At 71.4% G+C, this 14,889-nt stretch carries 13 protein-coding genes; 11 read left to right on the plus strand and 2 right to left on the minus strand.

Translation table 11 applies throughout. From position 1 onward, the window contains the following. The 4 genes from tssL to BKE38_RS15445 form a co-directional block, all read left to right on the plus strand. Positions 1-470: type VI secretion system protein TssL, long form (gene tssL, locus BKE38_RS15430; protein ID WP_106409227.1), on the plus strand; the 470-nt coding region annotated here is incomplete at its 5' end. Position 471: 1 nt separating this feature from the next. Continuing rightward, positions 472-3,891: a type VI secretion system membrane subunit TssM gene (tssM, locus tag BKE38_RS15435; RefSeq protein WP_076958189.1), complete on the plus strand. Its 3,420-nt coding sequence runs from the start codon at positions 472-474 to the stop codon at positions 3,889-3,891. Beyond that, complete coding sequence (tagF, locus tag BKE38_RS15440; RefSeq protein WP_076958190.1) at positions 3,888-4,379, plus strand: type VI secretion system-associated protein TagF; 492 nt, start codon at positions 3,888-3,890, stop codon at positions 4,377-4,379. The genes tssM and tagF overlap by 4 nt, the downstream gene beginning before the upstream one ends. Beyond that, positions 4,376-5,125: a PP2C family protein-serine/threonine phosphatase gene (locus tag BKE38_RS15445; protein ID WP_076958191.1), complete on the plus strand. Its 750-nt coding sequence runs from the start codon at positions 4,376-4,378 to the stop codon at positions 5,123-5,125. The genes tagF and BKE38_RS15445 overlap by 4 nt, the downstream gene beginning before the upstream one ends. Before the next feature lie 56 nt (positions 5,126-5,181). Here the strand turns inward: BKE38_RS15445 and BKE38_RS15450 are convergent, their stop codons facing one another. Beyond that, a complete protein-coding gene (locus BKE38_RS15450; protein ID WP_076958192.1) occupies positions 5,182-5,658 on the minus strand; it encodes an Hcp family type VI secretion system effector in 477 nt (158 codons plus the stop codon). 39 nt (positions 5,659-5,697) lie between these two features. Further along, a complete protein-coding gene (gene tssH, locus BKE38_RS15455; RefSeq protein WP_076958193.1) occupies positions 5,698-8,316 on the minus strand; it encodes a type VI secretion system ATPase TssH in 2,619 nt (872 codons plus the stop codon). Between the two features lie 158 nt (positions 8,317-8,474). Between tssH and tssA the strand changes: the two genes are divergently transcribed. The 7 genes from tssA to BKE38_RS15490 all read left to right on the plus strand — a co-directional run. Then, positions 8,475-9,689, plus strand: a complete 1,215-nt coding sequence (gene tssA, locus BKE38_RS15460; RefSeq protein ID WP_076958194.1) for a type VI secretion system protein TssA — start codon at positions 8,475-8,477, stop codon at positions 9,687-9,689. 116 nt (positions 9,690-9,805) lie between these two features. Further along, positions 9,806-10,321: a type VI secretion system contractile sheath small subunit gene (tssB, locus tag BKE38_RS15465; protein WP_076958195.1), complete on the plus strand. Its 516-nt coding sequence runs from the start codon at positions 9,806-9,808 to the stop codon at positions 10,319-10,321. Beyond that, positions 10,318-11,817: a type VI secretion system contractile sheath large subunit gene (tssC, locus tag BKE38_RS15470; protein WP_076958196.1), complete on the plus strand. Its 1,500-nt coding sequence runs from the start codon at positions 10,318-10,320 to the stop codon at positions 11,815-11,817. Before tssB ends, tssC (BKE38_RS15470) begins: the two co-directional genes overlap by 4 nt. Positions 11,818-11,819: 2 nt before the next feature. Continuing rightward, positions 11,820-13,298: a type VI secretion system contractile sheath large subunit gene (gene tssC / locus BKE38_RS15475; RefSeq protein ID WP_076958197.1), complete on the plus strand. Its 1,479-nt coding sequence runs from the start codon at positions 11,820-11,822 to the stop codon at positions 13,296-13,298. Then, positions 13,295-14,086, plus strand: a complete 792-nt coding sequence (locus BKE38_RS15480; RefSeq protein ID WP_076958198.1) for a type VI secretion system accessory protein TagJ — start codon at positions 13,295-13,297, stop codon at positions 14,084-14,086. The genes tssC (BKE38_RS15475) and BKE38_RS15480 overlap by 4 nt, the downstream gene beginning before the upstream one ends. Then, positions 14,083-14,565 carry a type VI secretion system baseplate subunit TssE gene (tssE, locus tag BKE38_RS15485; protein WP_076958199.1) on the plus strand — a complete coding sequence of 161 codons (483 nt, stop codon included), beginning with the start codon at positions 14,083-14,085 and terminating at the stop codon, positions 14,563-14,565. Before BKE38_RS15480 ends, tssE begins: the two co-directional genes overlap by 4 nt. Then, positions 14,562-14,889, plus strand: a 328-nt coding sequence (locus BKE38_RS15490; RefSeq protein ID WP_165694197.1) for a type VI secretion system baseplate subunit TssF, incomplete at its 3' end; no start/stop codon positions are given. The genes tssE and BKE38_RS15490, both read left to right, overlap by 4 nt.

The following is a 14,889-nucleotide window of genomic DNA, read 5'->3' on the forward strand; positions in this document are numbered from 1 at the left end:
CCGCCGCCCCTCCGCGCCCGACGCTGGCCGCGCGGCTGAGGGAATTCCTGGCGCCCGAGATCGCGCAAGGCCTGGTCGCCGTCACCGGCGATGTCCAGCGCACCATGGTCCGCATCAAGGGCACAGGCATGTATGCCTCGGGCTCCGCCGCGCTGAACGACCGCTTCGCGCCGCTGCTGCAGCGGATCGGCCAGGCTATCGCCGAGGAAGATGCCCGCCGCACCCAGATCCTCGGCCATTCGGACAACCAGCCGATCCGCACCGTGCGTTTCCCGTCGAATTTCCACCTGTCCCAGGCCCGCGCCGAGGCCGCCCTGGACGTCATCCGCCGCGCCTCCGGCCTGGACGCCGCGCGCTTCCAGGCCGAGGGCCGCGGCGAGAGCGAGCCGGTCGCCGACAACCGCACCGCCGAAGGCCGCGAGGCCAATCGCCGCATCGAGGTGCTGGTGCTGAACCGGCGGGAGAACTGAGATGGAGACGCTGATCTCCGCCTTCGCCGCCATTCCGGCCCTGGCCGGGCTGGCGGCGGTGCTGGTGCTGCTGCCGGTCATCTGGATGTTCATGCCGCTGCTGGGCTTCGGCAGCACGCGTCCCTTCGAGGACCCCTGGTCCCGCGCCGTCATTTGCTTGCTGGTTGTCGTCATCTATCTGGGCCTGACTTGGTGGCGGGCGCGGCAGCGGCGCAACCGCGACCGAGCCTTGACCGACGCCGTGGCCAGCGCCGCCCCGGAAGAAGACCGCAGCGCCGAAGAGACCGCGGCGCTGAAGGAGAACCTGGAGAAGGCGCTCACCACCCTCCGTCGCAGCGCCGCGAAACAGGGCAATTTCCTGTATGAGCTGCCCTGGTATGTGCTGATCGGCCCGCCGGGCAGCGGCAAGACCACGGCCATTGCGCGGTCCGGCCTGGAATTCCCCACGGGCGAGGGCAAGCTGCCCGGCATCGGCGGCACCCGCCATTGCGACTGGTGGCTGTCCGACCGCGCGGTGCTGCTCGACACCGCCGGCCGCTACACCACGCAGGATTCGGATGCCGCCGCCGACAAGGCCGGCTGGGATTCCTTCCTGTCCATCCTGAAGAAGACCAGGCCGCGGCAGCCGTTGAACGGTGTCATGGTGGCCTTCGGCACCGACACCCTGGCAGCGCTCACCGCCGAGCAGCGCGAGCAGCATGCCCGCACCATCCGCCGCCGCGTGCGCGAGCTGGAAGAAAAGCTGGGCCAGCGCCTGCCGGTCTATCTGCTGGTGACCAAGGCCGACCTGCTGCCCGGTTTTTCGGAGACCTTCGACGACCTTGACCGCGAGACGCGGTCCCAGGTCTGGGGCTTCACCTTTCCGCTGGAGAAGGGGCCCGAGGGCGTGACCTCGCGCTTCGGGGCCGAATTCCAGGCCCTGCTGGCCCGGCTGCAGGAGCGGCTGCTGGAACGCCTGCAGGCCGAGCGCGGCCCGGCCCAGCGCGCCGCCATCGCCGCCTTCCCGGCGCAGCTGGCCTCGCTGGAGGCGCCGCTGGCCGCCTTCGCCCAGGCCGCCTTCGCCGGCACGCGCCTCGACCCGGCGCTGATGCTGCGCGGCGTCTACCTGACCTCGGGCACCCAGGAAGGCTCGCCGATCGACCGGCTGACCGGGGCCATGGCGCGCAGCTTCGGCCTTGATGCCCGCCGCGTCGCCCAGGTCTCCGGGCAGCAGGGCCGCAGCTTCTTCCTCGGCCGGCTGCTGCGCGACGTCGTCTTCAACGAGGCGCGGCTTGCTGCCCGCGACCGGGGCGCCGAGCGCCGCCGCCGCTGGATCACCGCCGGCGCCTGGTCCCTGGCCCTGTTGCTGGTGCTCGGCGGCGGCGCCTGGGGCTGGACGATCCGCTCGGGCGAGATCGCCCGGGCCGAGGCCATGGAGGCCGCCATCGCCAAGGCCGAGGCCGCGGCGCAGGGCATTCCCTTCGACCCGGTCACCGATGGCGAGCTGCTGCGCGTCCTGCCCTATCTGGACGCCGCCCGCGACCTGCCGCCCGCCGCCGGCATCGCGGCGGCCACCGGCATCGGCCTGGACCAGGCGGAAAAGCTGCTGGCCGGCGGCAAGCTGGCCTATCGCCACGCCCTGGACCGCACCCTGCTGCCGCGCCTGCTGGCCCGGCTGGAGCAGCAGATCCGCGCCGAGCTGCAGCGCCCGGAGGTGCTCTACCAGGCGACCCGCGCCTATCTGATGCTGGGCCGCCAGGGGCCGATGGATTCTTCCCTGTTGCGCGGCTGGATCGCCGCCGACTTCGCCCGCGCCTATCCCGGCGCGCTGCACCAGCCGCAGCGCGAGGCGCTGCTCGGCCATCTCGACGCGCTGCTGGCCCAGGATTTCCACCAGTATCCGGTCGACGGCGCGCTGGTGGACACGGCGCGGCGCGTCTTCTCCCGCCTGCCCATGGCCGAGCGCGTCTGGTCGCGCCTGGCCGCCGCCGCCGCCGAGGTGCCGCCCTGGCGCCCGGCCGATGCGCTGGGGGCGGGGGGGCAGCGCTTCTTCACCCGCGCTTCCGGCAAGCCGCTGACCGAGGGCGTGCCCGGCCTCTACACCCTGGCCGGGCTGCAGCAGAAGCTGCTGCCGGCGCTGCCCGGCGCCGTCCGCGCCGCCGCCGCCGAAGGCTGGGTGCTGGGCCCCGAGGCCGCCGCCGCCGGCGCCGAGGACCCGGCGCAGCTCGAGGCCGCCGTGCTGGCGCTTTATGCCCGCGACTATGGCGATGCCTGGCAGGCGATGCTGGACGACCTGGTGCTGCCGCCCTTCGCCGGCCTGCCGGCCGCGGCCGAAGGGTTGAACATCCTGGGCGCGCCGAACTCGCCGCTGCGCGACATCCTGCGGTCCATCTCGCGCGAGCTGACGCCGAGCGCGGTGGCGGAAAAGCTCGCGCCCCAGGGCGGCGGCGCCCCGGTTCCGACCGGCCCGGCCGCCGAGATCGGCCGCATCGTCGAGGGACGTTTTTCGGCGCTGCTGTCCGCCTCAGGCGCGCCACTGGAAGACATCCTGAAGACGGTGAGCGAGCTTTACGTGCAGGTGGCGCGGCTGGCCTCGCTGCCGCCGGGCACCGCGCTGCCGCCGCCCTCGCCGGGCATGCTCGACCCCGGCCAGCGCCTGCTGGCCGAGGCCGCGCGCCAGCCCGAGCCGCTGGCCAAATGGCTGCGGGCGCTGGCGCAGTCGACCCAGGCGGCGCGGGCCGGCGGCGCCAAGGCCGCCATCGCCGCCGCCGCCGCGCAGCAGCTGGCGCCGCTCTGCCGCGCCATCGAGGGCCGCTTCCCGCTGCGCCGCGACGGCGCCGATATCCCGGTCGATGACTTCGCCCGGCTCTTCGCCCCCGGCGGCGCGCTGGACCAGTTCTTCGCGCAGAATGTCCGGCCCTATGCCGATATCAGCCAGGATCCCTGGCGGCCGATGGCGACCGACGGGCTGGCGCCGCCGGTCAGCGCCGCGGACCTCGCGCAGTTCCAGCGCGCCCAGGCGATCCGCGACGCCTTCTTCCCCGGCATGGCCGGCGGCGGCCTGCGCTTCGAGCTGATCCCGCAGGGGTTGGACATGGGCTCGACCAGCGCCGTGCTGGAGGCCGAGGGCGTGCGCAACGAGCTGCCAGCCGGTGGCGGCGGGCGGCCGGTGCTGCTGTCCTGGCCGTCGCGCGGCAACACCACCCTGGCCTTCGAGCCGCCGGCGATGTCCGGGCCGCTGGATCTTGATGGCGGCTGGTCGGCGCTGCGGCTGGTGCTGGGGCGGCAGAGCAGGCTGCAGCGCCTGGCCGGCGAGCGCTATCGCCTGACCGTCAGCCAGGGCGACCGCGCCGCCGTCTTCGAGCTGCGCGCCGGCAGCAGCATCAATCCCTTCAACCTGCCGGAGCTGTCCCGCTTCCGCTGCCCGAGCCTAGCGCCATGACCGGATTGTTCGGAAAGTTGCCCGCGCATGGCGACTTCATCCGCCGCCGCCTGCCGGGCGAGCTGGTCGCCGCCTTCGACGGCTGGGCCGCCGCCGGGCTGCAGGCCGCCCAGGACCGTCTGGGCTTGGAAGGCTTCGCCGCGCGCTATGACGCCATGCCCTGCTGGCGCCTGGCGCTGCCCGCCGGTGCCTGCGGCGAGCTGCCGGTCAGCGGCGTCATGGCCCCATCGCGCGACAGGGTCGGCCGGCGCTTCTTCCTGTTGCTGGCAGCGCCGGTGCCGCCGCCGGGGGAAGACTGGTTCGCCCTGCTGCAGGAACTGGCGCGGCGCGCGCTGACAGAGAACTGGGACGCTGACCGCCTGGCCGCGGCCCTGCCCGAACCTTTCGGCGAAAGCCTTTCCAGCGGCTGGTGGCACGAAGGCCAGGACTGGCCGGTTCCAAACCTGATTCCGCCGGAGCATGTCTTCCAGCTGCTGGGGGCGGCATGAGCGGCTTCCGCTCCGACGCCTGCACCCATGCCGGCACGCTGCGCAGCCGCAACGAGGATGCGGTGGTGCAGCGCCCCGATCTCGGGCTCTGGGCGGTGGCCGACGGCGCCGGCGGGCATGGCGGCGGCGATGTCGCGGCCGCGGCCGCTGCCGCCGCGCTGGAAGGCGTGCCGCCCGGATTGTCGGCGGTCGAGATGCTGGCGCAGATCCGCCTGCGCATCGGCGCGGCCGATGCCGAGCTGCGCCGCCGCGCCGCGGCGCTGGGTCCCGGCCGCGTCATGGCGACGACGGTGGTGGCGCTGCTGCTGCGCCAGGCGCATTTCGCCTGCCTCTGGGCCGGCGACAGCCGTGCCTATCGGCTGCGCGGCGGCGTGCTGAAGCCGCTGACCCGCGACCACAGCCTGGTGCAGCAGATGGTCGATGCCGGCGAGCTGGACGCCGAGGAGGCCGAGCAGCATCCGCAGGCCAACGTCATCCTGCGCGCCATTGGCGGCGGCGAAGCCGGGGCGGAGCTGGAAAAGATCTCCGGCGCCGTGCTGCCGGGCGATCTGTTTCTTCTCTGCAGCGACGGGCTGTTCAAGGCGGTGCCGGAGGCCTCGCTGGCGCAGCTGCTGGGGCAGGGGGCCGATGCGCGGGCGCTGATCCAGGCGGCGCTGAAGGCAGGGGCGCGCGACAATGTCAGCGCCATCGTGCTGCGCCAGGTCGCCGGCGCCCAGCCCGAGGACACCGTCCAGCCGCATCGCTGAGCTCGGGGCGCAAAAAACCGCGGGGGCCTTGCGGCCACCGCGGCGCTCTCCACGCCTTACGAGCGCTTGGCGGTCGCCAGGTCGTAGGTGCTGGAGGAGTTGCTGCCCGACTGGTCGTCGCCGATGGTGCCGTAGGTCATCTCGATCTTGTCGAAGTTCAGGCTGACCGTTTCGTTCGGGCGGTCGCCGCCGGAGCTCAGCGTGAAGCCGCTGACGCCGGCGCCGGTCAGGGTGTAGCGGAGATAAGGCTGCACGCCGCCGCCGGTCTGGGTGCGCACGAAGGTGATGACCACCTCGTGGTCGAGCTTGCCGTAGAGCGACTCCTCGAACAGCTTGATCGACGAGCCGTCGGTCAGCTTGGTCAGGGTGATCTCGCTGACGCTGGCTTCCGACGACTCACGCGTCGAGGTGCCGCGGGCGGTGGAGATGCCGCGGCCGACGCCAAGCTGGAAGGACTGCAGCTCGATCTGCTTCTCGAAGCCCTGGGTGGTGCTCTCGCCGTCCACGCCCTGATACTTCATGTAGATCGCCATATGGGACTCCTTGACCTTCTCTGTCCGGGATCCGCGGCGTCAGGCCGCGTCTGCGCCGATGTCGTAGTCGAACTGCCCGTCCGCCCCCATGCCGAGATGGACATGCGTCAGGGTCTTGCCCTCCATCAGCCGCGCCAGGATGCGCGACGACAGCTCGGGCAACAGGGTGCGCGTCAGGATCGTCTCGATGTTGCGCGCACCGCTGTCCACTTCGGTGCAACGTGCCGCGATGGTGTCGAGCACGCTGTCATCCACCCGCAGCGCGACGCCATAGGCCTCGCGCAGCCGCCGCTCGATCCGCCGGAAGTTCAGCGCCACGATCTGGCGCAGCACGGCGGGGGCGAGGGGGTAGTAGGTCACGACGTTGCAGCGACCGAGGAAGGCCGGCTTGAACCACGACAGCAGGTCGGGCCGCAGCGCCTCGGTCAGGGCTGCGGGCTCCGGCGCCAGATCGGGATCGGCGCAAAGCTTGGCGATGGTGTCGGTGCCGGCATTCGAGGTCATGATGATGATGGTGTTGCGGAAGTCGATGTCGCGACCTTCACCGTCCTTCATCTGCCCTTTGTCGAAGACCTGGTAGAAGACGTCCTGCACGCCGGGATGGGCCTTTTCCATCTCGTCGAGCAGCACGACCGAATAGGGTCGGCGGCGAACCGCCTCGGTGAGGACACCGCCTTCGCCGTAGCCCACATAGCCCGGCGGGGCGCCCATCAGGAGGGAGACCTTATGCTCCTCCTTGAACTCGCTCATGTTGATGACGGTGAGGTTCTGCTCGCCGCCATAGAGCAGATCGGCCAGGGCCAGCGCCGTCTCGGTCTTGCCGACGCCGGAGGTGCCGGCCATCAGGAAGACGCCGACCGGCTTGCGCGGATCGGTCAGCCCCGCGCGATGCGTGCGCACCGCCTGGGCGATCGCCTCCAGCGCATGCGGCTGGCCGATGACCCGCTGCTCCAGCTGCGCCTTCAGGTCGAGGACGTTGCGGATCTCGTCGCCCATCATCCGGCCGACGGGAATGCCGGTCCAGGTCTCGACCACCTCGGCCACCGCCTGGCCATCGACCACCGGATGTACCAGCGGGTTTTCTTTCTGCAGATTGCGCAGCTCGGCGGCCTTGGTGGTCAGCTCGGCCCGGGCCTCGGTGTCGTCGGCCTCGGCGCGGCTGCGCAGGTCGCGCAGCGTGGTGATCAGCGCGCGCTCCTCGTCCCAGCGCTGCTGCAGATCGGCGAGTTCCTTCTCGAGCGTCGCGCGCTCTTCCTCCAGCGCCTGCAGCCGCGCCGCATGGTTCGCGCCGCTCGCGGCTTCCCGGGCCAGCGCGCCGCTTTCCGTCGCGATCAGCGACAGCCGGCGCTGGCGGTCCTCGATCGGGGCGGGCAGGGCGCTCTGGCTCATGGCGACGCGGGCGCAGGCAGTGTCGAGCAGCGAGACACCCTTGTCTGGCAGCTGCCGCGCCGGGATGTAGCGGGCGGAGAGGCGCACCGCCTCGGCCACCGCCTCGTCCAGGATGCGCACGCCGTGATGCTTCTCCAGCACCGCGACCAGCCCGCGCAGCATGGCGGCGGCCATCGGCTCGGCGGGCTCGGCCACCTGCACCACCTGGAAGCGCCGGGTCAGCGCCGGGTCCTTCTCGAAATACTTCTTGTATTCGGCCCAGGTGGTGGCGGCCAGGCAGCGCAGCTCGCCGCGGGCGAGCGCCGGCTTCAGCAGGTTGGCGGCGTCGTTCTGCCCCTGCTGCCCGCCGGCGCCGATCAGCGTATGCGCCTCGTCGATGAACAGCACGATCGGCTTCGGGCTGGCCTTGACCCCGTCGATGACGCTGCGCAGCCGGTTCTCGAACTCGCCCTTCATTCCGGCGCCTGCCTGCAGCAGGCCGAGATCGAGCGACAGCAGCCGCACGCCGGCCAGCGCCTCGGGCACGTCGCCGGCGGCGATGCGCAGCGCCAGCCCTTCGGCAACGGCCGTCTTGCCGACGCCGGGCTCGCCGGTGAGGATCGGGTTGTTCTGCCGCCGCCGCGTCAGGATATCGATCGCCTGGCGGATCTCCGCGTCGCGGCCAAGGATCGGGTCGATCTTTCCGGCCGCCGCCTGGGCGGTCAGGTCGGTGCAATACTGGTCCAGCGCGCCGCCGCTGGCGGGCGCCGCCGCCACCGGCGCGTCGCCCGGCGTGCTGGCCGTGGCCTGCGCCTCTTCGCTCCCCGCGGTCAGCGATGCCAGGTCGCGTCGCAGCGCCTCGGGCGACAGCTTTGCGAGGGCCGGCGCGCCGTCGAGGATGGCGCGCCGCAGCGTGTCGTCCGACAGCAGCGCCGCCAGCAGGTGCCCGGAACGGATTCGTGAGGCCTGGTCTTCAAGCGAGGCGATCAGCCAACCCTCGCGCATCAGGGTCACGATGTCGGGAGAGAGCGAGGGCGCGCGGCTGTTGCCGGTGCGCATCCTGTCCAGCGCCCGTGTCAGCTCCGTGACCACGCGCCCGGCATCGATGCCGCTTGCAGACAGAATCGCGGAAATGTCAGAACCCGGCTGCTCGATGATGCGCAGCAGCAGGTGCTCCATCTCGACATTGTAGTGGCTGCGCGACAGCGTCAGGCCTGCCGCGGATTCCAGCTGACGACGGCAAAGTTCGTCGAGCCGCCCGACGAGCGACTTCAGATCCAACGACACCATCCCTGCCTTGCGCCTCCGCTGCCCGGCACTCTCCCTATGACGAAGACTGAGGCGGGGCAACAGACCCGATGCGCTTGCGCCTCGTTCCGGGCGTTGCCTCACGCGCTCTTGCATGACAAGAAAGTGGGTGACAGCGAAAACGAGGAATGGCGTCGGCCATGAAGACGGTGATCGACCTGGCGCAGATGCTGGCGCCGCTGCCGGAAGGCGAGGGCGGCGTCGGCCGCGACCTGCGCGAGGACTACTCGCCGAGCTCGCCTTATCAGAAACTGCGCGACGCCCGCGCCGAGGCCCGCGCCGAGGAGCGGGCGCAGGACGCCGCCGAAGGCGAGGAGGGCGTGCCGCAGCCCTGGCGCGAGGTGAAGCGCCTCGGCACGCTGTGCCTGGCCGAGCAGTCGCGCGACCTGGAGATTGCCGCCTGGCTGGCCGAGGCGCTGGTGCGGCTCGACGGGCTGGAAGGGCTGCATGACGCCGCGCGGCTGCTTGCCGGCCTGCTGGAGACCTATTGGGACGCGGCCTTCCCGCTGCCCGACGAGGATGGGCTGGAAGGCCGCGCGGCGCCGCTGGCGGGGCTGGCCGGGCAATCGGCCGATGGCACGCTGATGCAGCCGCTGCGCCGCCTGCCGATGTTCCGCCGCGCCGATGGCAGCGCGGTCTCGCTCTATGTCTGGAACCTGGCCGAGGACACCGCGGCGCTGGCCGATGCCAGGCGGCGCGAGGCGCGGCATGCCAGCGGCATCCCGCTGCTCTCGGCGCTGGAGCAGGAGGCCGCCGCCGCCGGCGCGCAATGGCGCGCCCTGGGCGATGCGGCGCGCGCCGCAGCCGAGGCGTGGGACGGCTTCGATGCGCAGCTTACCGTGCGTTTCGGCGAGGAGGCGCCGCCAACCCGCCGCGTCGCCGATCTGCTGGCGCGCCTCATCGAGCTCGCCGCACGCTTCGGCGGCGCCGCCGCGCCCGCCGTCGAGGCGGTGCCGACACCTTCGCCCGTGCCGGTCGCCGCGGCGCCGCAATCCGTGAGCGCTGCGCCTGCTATCGCCGCCCCCGTCGCGCCGCCTTCGACCGAAGGCGCTGTGCTCAATCGCGAAACCGCGATCCGCCAGTTGGAGACCCTCGCCGTCTTCTTCCGCCAGACCGAGCCGCATTCGCCGCTGGCCTATGCCATCGAGACGCTGGCGCGGCGCGCGCGCATGCCGCTGCCGGCGCTCCTGGAAGAGGTGCTGCCCGACGCGGCTGCGCGTCACGCAATGTTGAGCATGCTGGGCATCAGCCCGGGTGCGGCCGTTTCGCCGCCTTTGCCGCCACAGACGCAGGAAAATCCGAAGCCTGTGCCCGGATTGCCGCCCGCCGACGAGCCCAAGGGCATCGTCTGGTAGCGGCTTCGTCAGCTTGCTCTCGGCCGCGGCTTCGATCATCGTCACGCGCGAATATCGCATAGACGGAACGAAGCAGCCGGGCCTGTCCCGGCCCTGACCAGAGGAAGATCGCCTGCATGAGCGGTAGCGTTCACGACAAGCTGGCGCGCGTCCGCAAGCCGCGCGTCCACATCACCTATCAGGTGGAGACCGAGGGCGCCGAGATCGAGCGCGAGCTACCCTTCGTCGTCGGCGTCATGGGCGACTTCGCCGGCGACCCGGCCGAGCCGCTGAAGCCGCTGGCCGAGCGCAAGTTCGTCCAGATCGACCGTGACAACTTCGATGACGTCATGGCGCGGGTTCAGCCGGGCCTGAAGCTGCGGGTCGACAACACCCTGGCCGGCGATGGCAGCCAGATGGCGGTGGACCTGAAGTTCCGCTCGATGGAGGATTTCTCGCCCGCCCGCGTCGCCGACCAGGTGCCGGCGCTGAAGGCGCTGCTCGAGACCCGCGCCAAGCTGCGCGACCTGATGAGCAAGGTCGACCGCTCGGAAGAGCTCGAAGGCCTGCTCGAGGAAGTCCTGCAGGACCAGGCGAAGCTGCAGAAGCTGTCGGGCGAACTGGGCCTCGGCCAGAAGGAGCCCAAGGCATGAGCGGCACGCAGAAGGGCAGCGCTGCCGCCGCGGCGGCGACCACCGAGGCGGAAGCCGGCGCCGGCCTGCTCGACCAGGTGCTGGGCGCCACCCGCCAGACCGAGCGCGACCGCGCGCAGGAGTTGATCAAGGCGCTGACCGAGGAAGCGCTGAAGGGCACCGTCACCTTCAACCGCAACCTGCAGCAGACCTTCGACCGCGCCATCGCCGAGATCGACCGCAAGGTCAGCGAGCAGCTGAACGCGGTGATGCACAACGAGCGCTTCCTGAAGCTGGAAGGCTCCTGGCGCGGGCTGCAGTATCTGGTGAAGAACAGCGAGACCGGGACCTCGCTGAAGCTGCGCCTGCTGCAGGCTTCGAAGCGCGAGCTGTCGCGCGACCTGCAGCGCGCGACGGAATTCGACCAGTCGCAGCTGTTCAAGAAGCTCTACGAGAACGAGTTCGGCATGCCGGGCGGCGAGCCCTATGGCGCGCTGATCGGCGACTACGAATGGACCAACCACCCGGACGACGTCGAGACGCTGCGCCTGGTCTCCAACGTCGCCGCAGCTTCCTTCGCGCCCTTCATCTCGGCCGCCGGCGCCGGCATGTTCGGCTTCGAGGATTGGCGCGACCTGTCCAAGCCGCGCGACCTCGCGAAGATCTTCGACACGGCCGAATACACCAAGTGGCGCGCCTTCCGCGAGACCGAGGACAGCCGCTTCGTCAACCTGGTCATGCCGCGCGTCATCGCCCGCCTCCCTTATGGCGAGGGCACTGTGCCGGTTGACGACTTCGGCTATGAGGAAGCGCCGGCCGATGCCGCCGGCCGTCCGCAGCAGATGTCGCATGACAACTATTGCTGGATGAACGCCGCCTACGTCATGGGCGCGCGCCTCACCGACGCCTTCGCGCAGAACGGCTTCTGCGTTGCCATCCGCGGCGCCGAGGGCGGCGGCAAGGTCTCTAATCTTCCGACCCACACCTTCGTCTCCGACGACGGCGACACCGACGCCAAGTGCCCGACCGAGATGGGCATCACCGACCGGCGCGAGGCGGAGCTCTCCGCTCTCGGCTTCCTGCCGCTCTGCCACTACAAGAACACCGACCACGCCGTCTTCTTCGGCGCGCAGTCGGTGCAGAAGCCGAAGAAGTACGATCGTCCGGAAGCCACGGCCAATGCCGCCATCTCGGCGCGGCTGCCCTATCTCATGGCGACCGGCCGCTTCGCCCATTTCCTCAAGGTGATGGGCCGCGACAAGATCGGCTCCTTCATGGAGGCGAGCGATTGCGAGGTCTGGCTCAACCGCTGGATCAAGAACTACGTCAACGCCAATGAGAATGCCGGGCCTGAGAGCAAGGCGAAGTACCCGCTGCGCGAGGCCAAGGTCGAGGTGAAGGAAGTGCCGGGCAAGCCTGGCGTCTACAACGCCGTCGCCTATATGCGCCCCTGGCTGCAGATGGAGGAGCTGACCACCTCCATGCGCATGGTGGCGCGGATTCCGCACAAGGCGTGAGCATGACGGCCAGCATCGCGCTGCGCGAAGCGGTGCTGGCCGGGCATTTCCTCGGCTCGGCCGGGGCGAAGGCGGCGGGCGCGCTCGCCGCCTTCGCCGTCGAAGGCGATCTCCTCGACTGGTTCGGCGACCGGCGCTTCGCCGATGCCGACACGCTGCGCGAGGCGATCGACCGCGACGTCGCGGCGCTGGACGCGATGATCGATGCGCAGCTCGCCGCCCTTCTCGAGACACCGAGATTGCAGCAGCTGGAAGGCTCCTGGCGCGGGCTGCATTGGCTGGCCGGGCGGCTCCCCTATGGCGCGCGGGTGCGGCTGCGCCTGCTGGTGGTGCGCTGGCCCGAATTGTGCCGCGACTTCCAGCGCGCTGCCGAATTTGACCAGTCCGCGCTGTTCCGCGCCGTCTACGAAGAAGAATTCGGCAAGCCGGGCGGAGAACCCTTTGGCCTGCTGCTGGCCGACTACGCGCTGCGCCACGCGCCGGGGCCGGGCAGCCCGAGCGACGACATGGCCGGGCTCGATGCGCTGGCCGCGGTTGCCGCCGCCGCCTTCGCTCCCACCGCCATCGCCGCGCATCCGGCCTTGTTCGGGCTGGACGCGTACAGTGCGGCCAATCCCGCCCTCGACCTGACCGAGGCGCTGCGCGGCGAGGCGCATCGCCGCTGGCGCAGCCTGCAGCAGCGCGAGGACATGCGCTTCCTGGCGCTGCTGCTGCCGCGCATGCTGGCGCGCGCCCCCTGGGCCGATGAAGGCGTCCGCGCCGATGGCTTCCGCCCGCGCGGCGCGCTGGGTGGCCGGGTCTGGACCAGCCCGGTCTATGCCATGGGCGCCGTCGTGCTGCGCGCCTTCGCCCGCTATGGCTGGCCCGCCGATCTACGCGGCGCCGCCGTGGCCGAGGATGCCATGGGCGGCGTCGTCGATGCGCTGCCGGTCGACCGTCTTTCCGGCGATGCGCCCGGCCTGCCGCCGCGCCCGCCGGTGGAGCTCGCCTTGACCGACCTGCAGGAACGGCAGTTGGTCGAGGCCGGCATCCTTCCCTTGCTGGGGCTGGAATCCCTGCCCGAGCTGACCTTCGCCGCCGCCCCCGCGCTGCACCGCCCGCCGCGCATGACCGGCGAGGCGGGCGAGGCCAATCAGCGGCTGTCGGCGCAGTTCAACGCCATCCTCTGTGTCAGCCGCTTCGCGCATTGCATCAAGGTGATGGGCCGCGACATGGTCGGCGCCTTCCGCACGCCCGAGGAGGTCGAGCGGCAGCTGCAGCGCTGGCTCACCGGTTTCACCAATGCCTCCGGCAGCGCGCTGGGCGAAAGTGCGGCCCGCTATCCGCTGCGCAATGCCCGCGTCACCGTGGAGGAGCAGCCCGGGCGCCCCGGCGTCTATGGCTGCGTGCTGCATCTGCAGCCGCATTATCAGCTGGACGAGGTCGGCGCCGCCTTCCGTCTGGTGACCGATCTCCAGGCGCCGGGAGCCGCCGCGGCATGAGCACCACCCAGGACCCCGCCAGCCTCGCCTTCCAGGCCGGCGATCTTTCCGCGGCGCTGGCCGCCACCATCGCCGCCGTGCGCGGCAATCCGCGCGATTCCGGCCTGCGCTGGCTGCTCGCCGAGTTCTTTCTGCTGAACGGCGAGGTCGACCGTGCCGACAAGGCACTGGATGCCGTGCTGCAGGACGAGCCTTCGCCGGCGGTGCTGGAATTCCGCCGCCTGCTGCGCGGCGAGCAGCAGCGCCATGCCTTCTTCGCCAGCGGCGCGCTGCCGAAGTTCCAGGGCGACGACCCGACGCCGGCGCAGCGCGCGGCCCTGCGCGCCCTGACCCTGGCCCGCGCCGGCGATGCGGAAGGCGCTGCCGCCGCCGCGGAGGAGGCCGAGACGCTGCGCCCGCGCATCGCCGGCAGCGCCGACGGCAATGCCTTCGACGACTTCCGCGATGCCGATGACATCTTTTCTCCGCAGATCGAGGTGCTGACCAGTGGCGGCGACGCCATGTGGGTGCCGCTGGAGCGCATCGCTCAGCTCACCTTCGAGCCGATCCGCCGCGCCCGCGACCTGGCTTGGCGCCGCGCCACGCTGGTGCTGAAGGACGGCACCGAGGGGCTGGTCTTCGTCCCGATGCTCTATCCGCAGAAACCCGCGAACGACGCGCAGAAGCTGGGCCGCGAGACGGTGTGGAGCGAGACGCCCGGCCCGGTGCGCGGCACTGGGCTGCGGCTCTGGCTGGCCGGGGAGGGCGCGCTGACATCCGCAGAAATCACCCGGCTCGACTTCGCATGAGCGAGGCGCGGCGCATCCACCTGCCGCTGCTGGATCGCTTGCTGGACGCCGATCCGGCGGCGCCGGCCGATCCGCAGCTCACCCAGCCCATGGCGATCGAGGCCATGCGCCAGGCGGTGCGCCGCGATGTCGAGGCGCTGCTCAATGCGCGCCGCCGCCGCCGTCCTTTGCCGGCCGGGCTGACCGAGCTCGCCATCTCGCCGCTGGGCTATGGCGTGCCCGATCCGACGGCCGGCAGCTTCACCACCGAGGAGGCGCGGCTGGCGCTCGCCCGCGAGGTCGAGGTCAGCCTGCGCCGCTTCGAGCCGCGGCTGGCCGCGGTCAGCGTGCAGATCGACGACCGGCAGCGCGACCAGCTCGACCGCGTGCTGCGGCTGCGGGTCGAGGCCGTGCTGCGCACCGATCCGGCGCCCGAGCAGATTGCCTTCGAGACGGTGCTGCGCCCGGCGACGCTCGACGTCACCGTCCGCCCCTCATGAGTGAGTCTCTCCTTCCTTTCTACAACCGGGAGCTCGCCGCGCTGCGGCGGGAGGCGGGGGAGTTTGCCGAGGCCTATCCGAAGGTCGCCGGCAGGCTGCGCCTTTCTGGCGACACCGCCGACGATCCCTATGTCGAAAGGCTGCTGGAGGGCGTCGCCTTCCTCGCCGCCCGCGCGCAGCAGCGCCTGGACGACGAGCTGCCCGAGATTTCCGACGCATTGCTGGAAATGCTGTCGCCGCAGATGCTGGCGCCGGTGCCGTCGATGACCACGCTGCGGCTGCGCCCGGGCGCAGCCGCAGCGTGGTCATCGACGGCACCGGCGC

This window comes from Teichococcus deserti (genome assembly GCF_001982615.1).
Lineage (GTDB): Bacteria > Pseudomonadota > Alphaproteobacteria > Acetobacterales > Acetobacteraceae > Pseudoroseomonas > Pseudoroseomonas deserti.

Excerpts from the sequence above, each read along its gene's own strand:
- tssM (WP_076958189.1), top strand. The coding sequence starts at position 472 with ATGGAGACGCTGATCTCCGCCTTCGCCGCCATTCCGGCCCTGGCCGGG.
- tagF (WP_076958190.1), top strand. The coding sequence starts at position 3,888 with ATGACCGGATTGTTCGGAAAGTTGCCCGCGCATGGCGACTTCATCCGC.
- BKE38_RS15445 (WP_076958191.1), top strand. The coding sequence starts at position 4,376 with ATGAGCGGCTTCCGCTCCGACGCCTGCACCCATGCCGGCACGCTGCGC.
- BKE38_RS15450 (WP_076958192.1), bottom strand. The coding sequence starts at position 5,658 with ATGGCGATCTACATGAAGTATCAGGGCGTGGACGGCGAGAGCACCACC.
- tssH (WP_076958193.1), bottom strand. The coding sequence starts at position 8,316 with ATGGTGTCGTTGGATCTGAAGTCGCTCGTCGGGCGGCTCGACGAACTT.
- tssA (WP_076958194.1), top strand. The coding sequence starts at position 8,475 with ATGAAGACGGTGATCGACCTGGCGCAGATGCTGGCGCCGCTGCCGGAA.
- tssB (WP_076958195.1), top strand. The coding sequence starts at position 9,806 with ATGAGCGGTAGCGTTCACGACAAGCTGGCGCGCGTCCGCAAGCCGCGC.
- tssC (WP_076958196.1), top strand. The coding sequence starts at position 10,318 with ATGAGCGGCACGCAGAAGGGCAGCGCTGCCGCCGCGGCGGCGACCACC.
- tssC (WP_076958197.1), top strand. The coding sequence starts at position 11,820 with ATGACGGCCAGCATCGCGCTGCGCGAAGCGGTGCTGGCCGGGCATTTC.
- BKE38_RS15480 (WP_076958198.1), top strand. The coding sequence starts at position 13,295 with ATGAGCACCACCCAGGACCCCGCCAGCCTCGCCTTCCAGGCCGGCGAT.
- tssE (WP_076958199.1), top strand. The coding sequence starts at position 14,083 with ATGAGCGAGGCGCGGCGCATCCACCTGCCGCTGCTGGATCGCTTGCTG.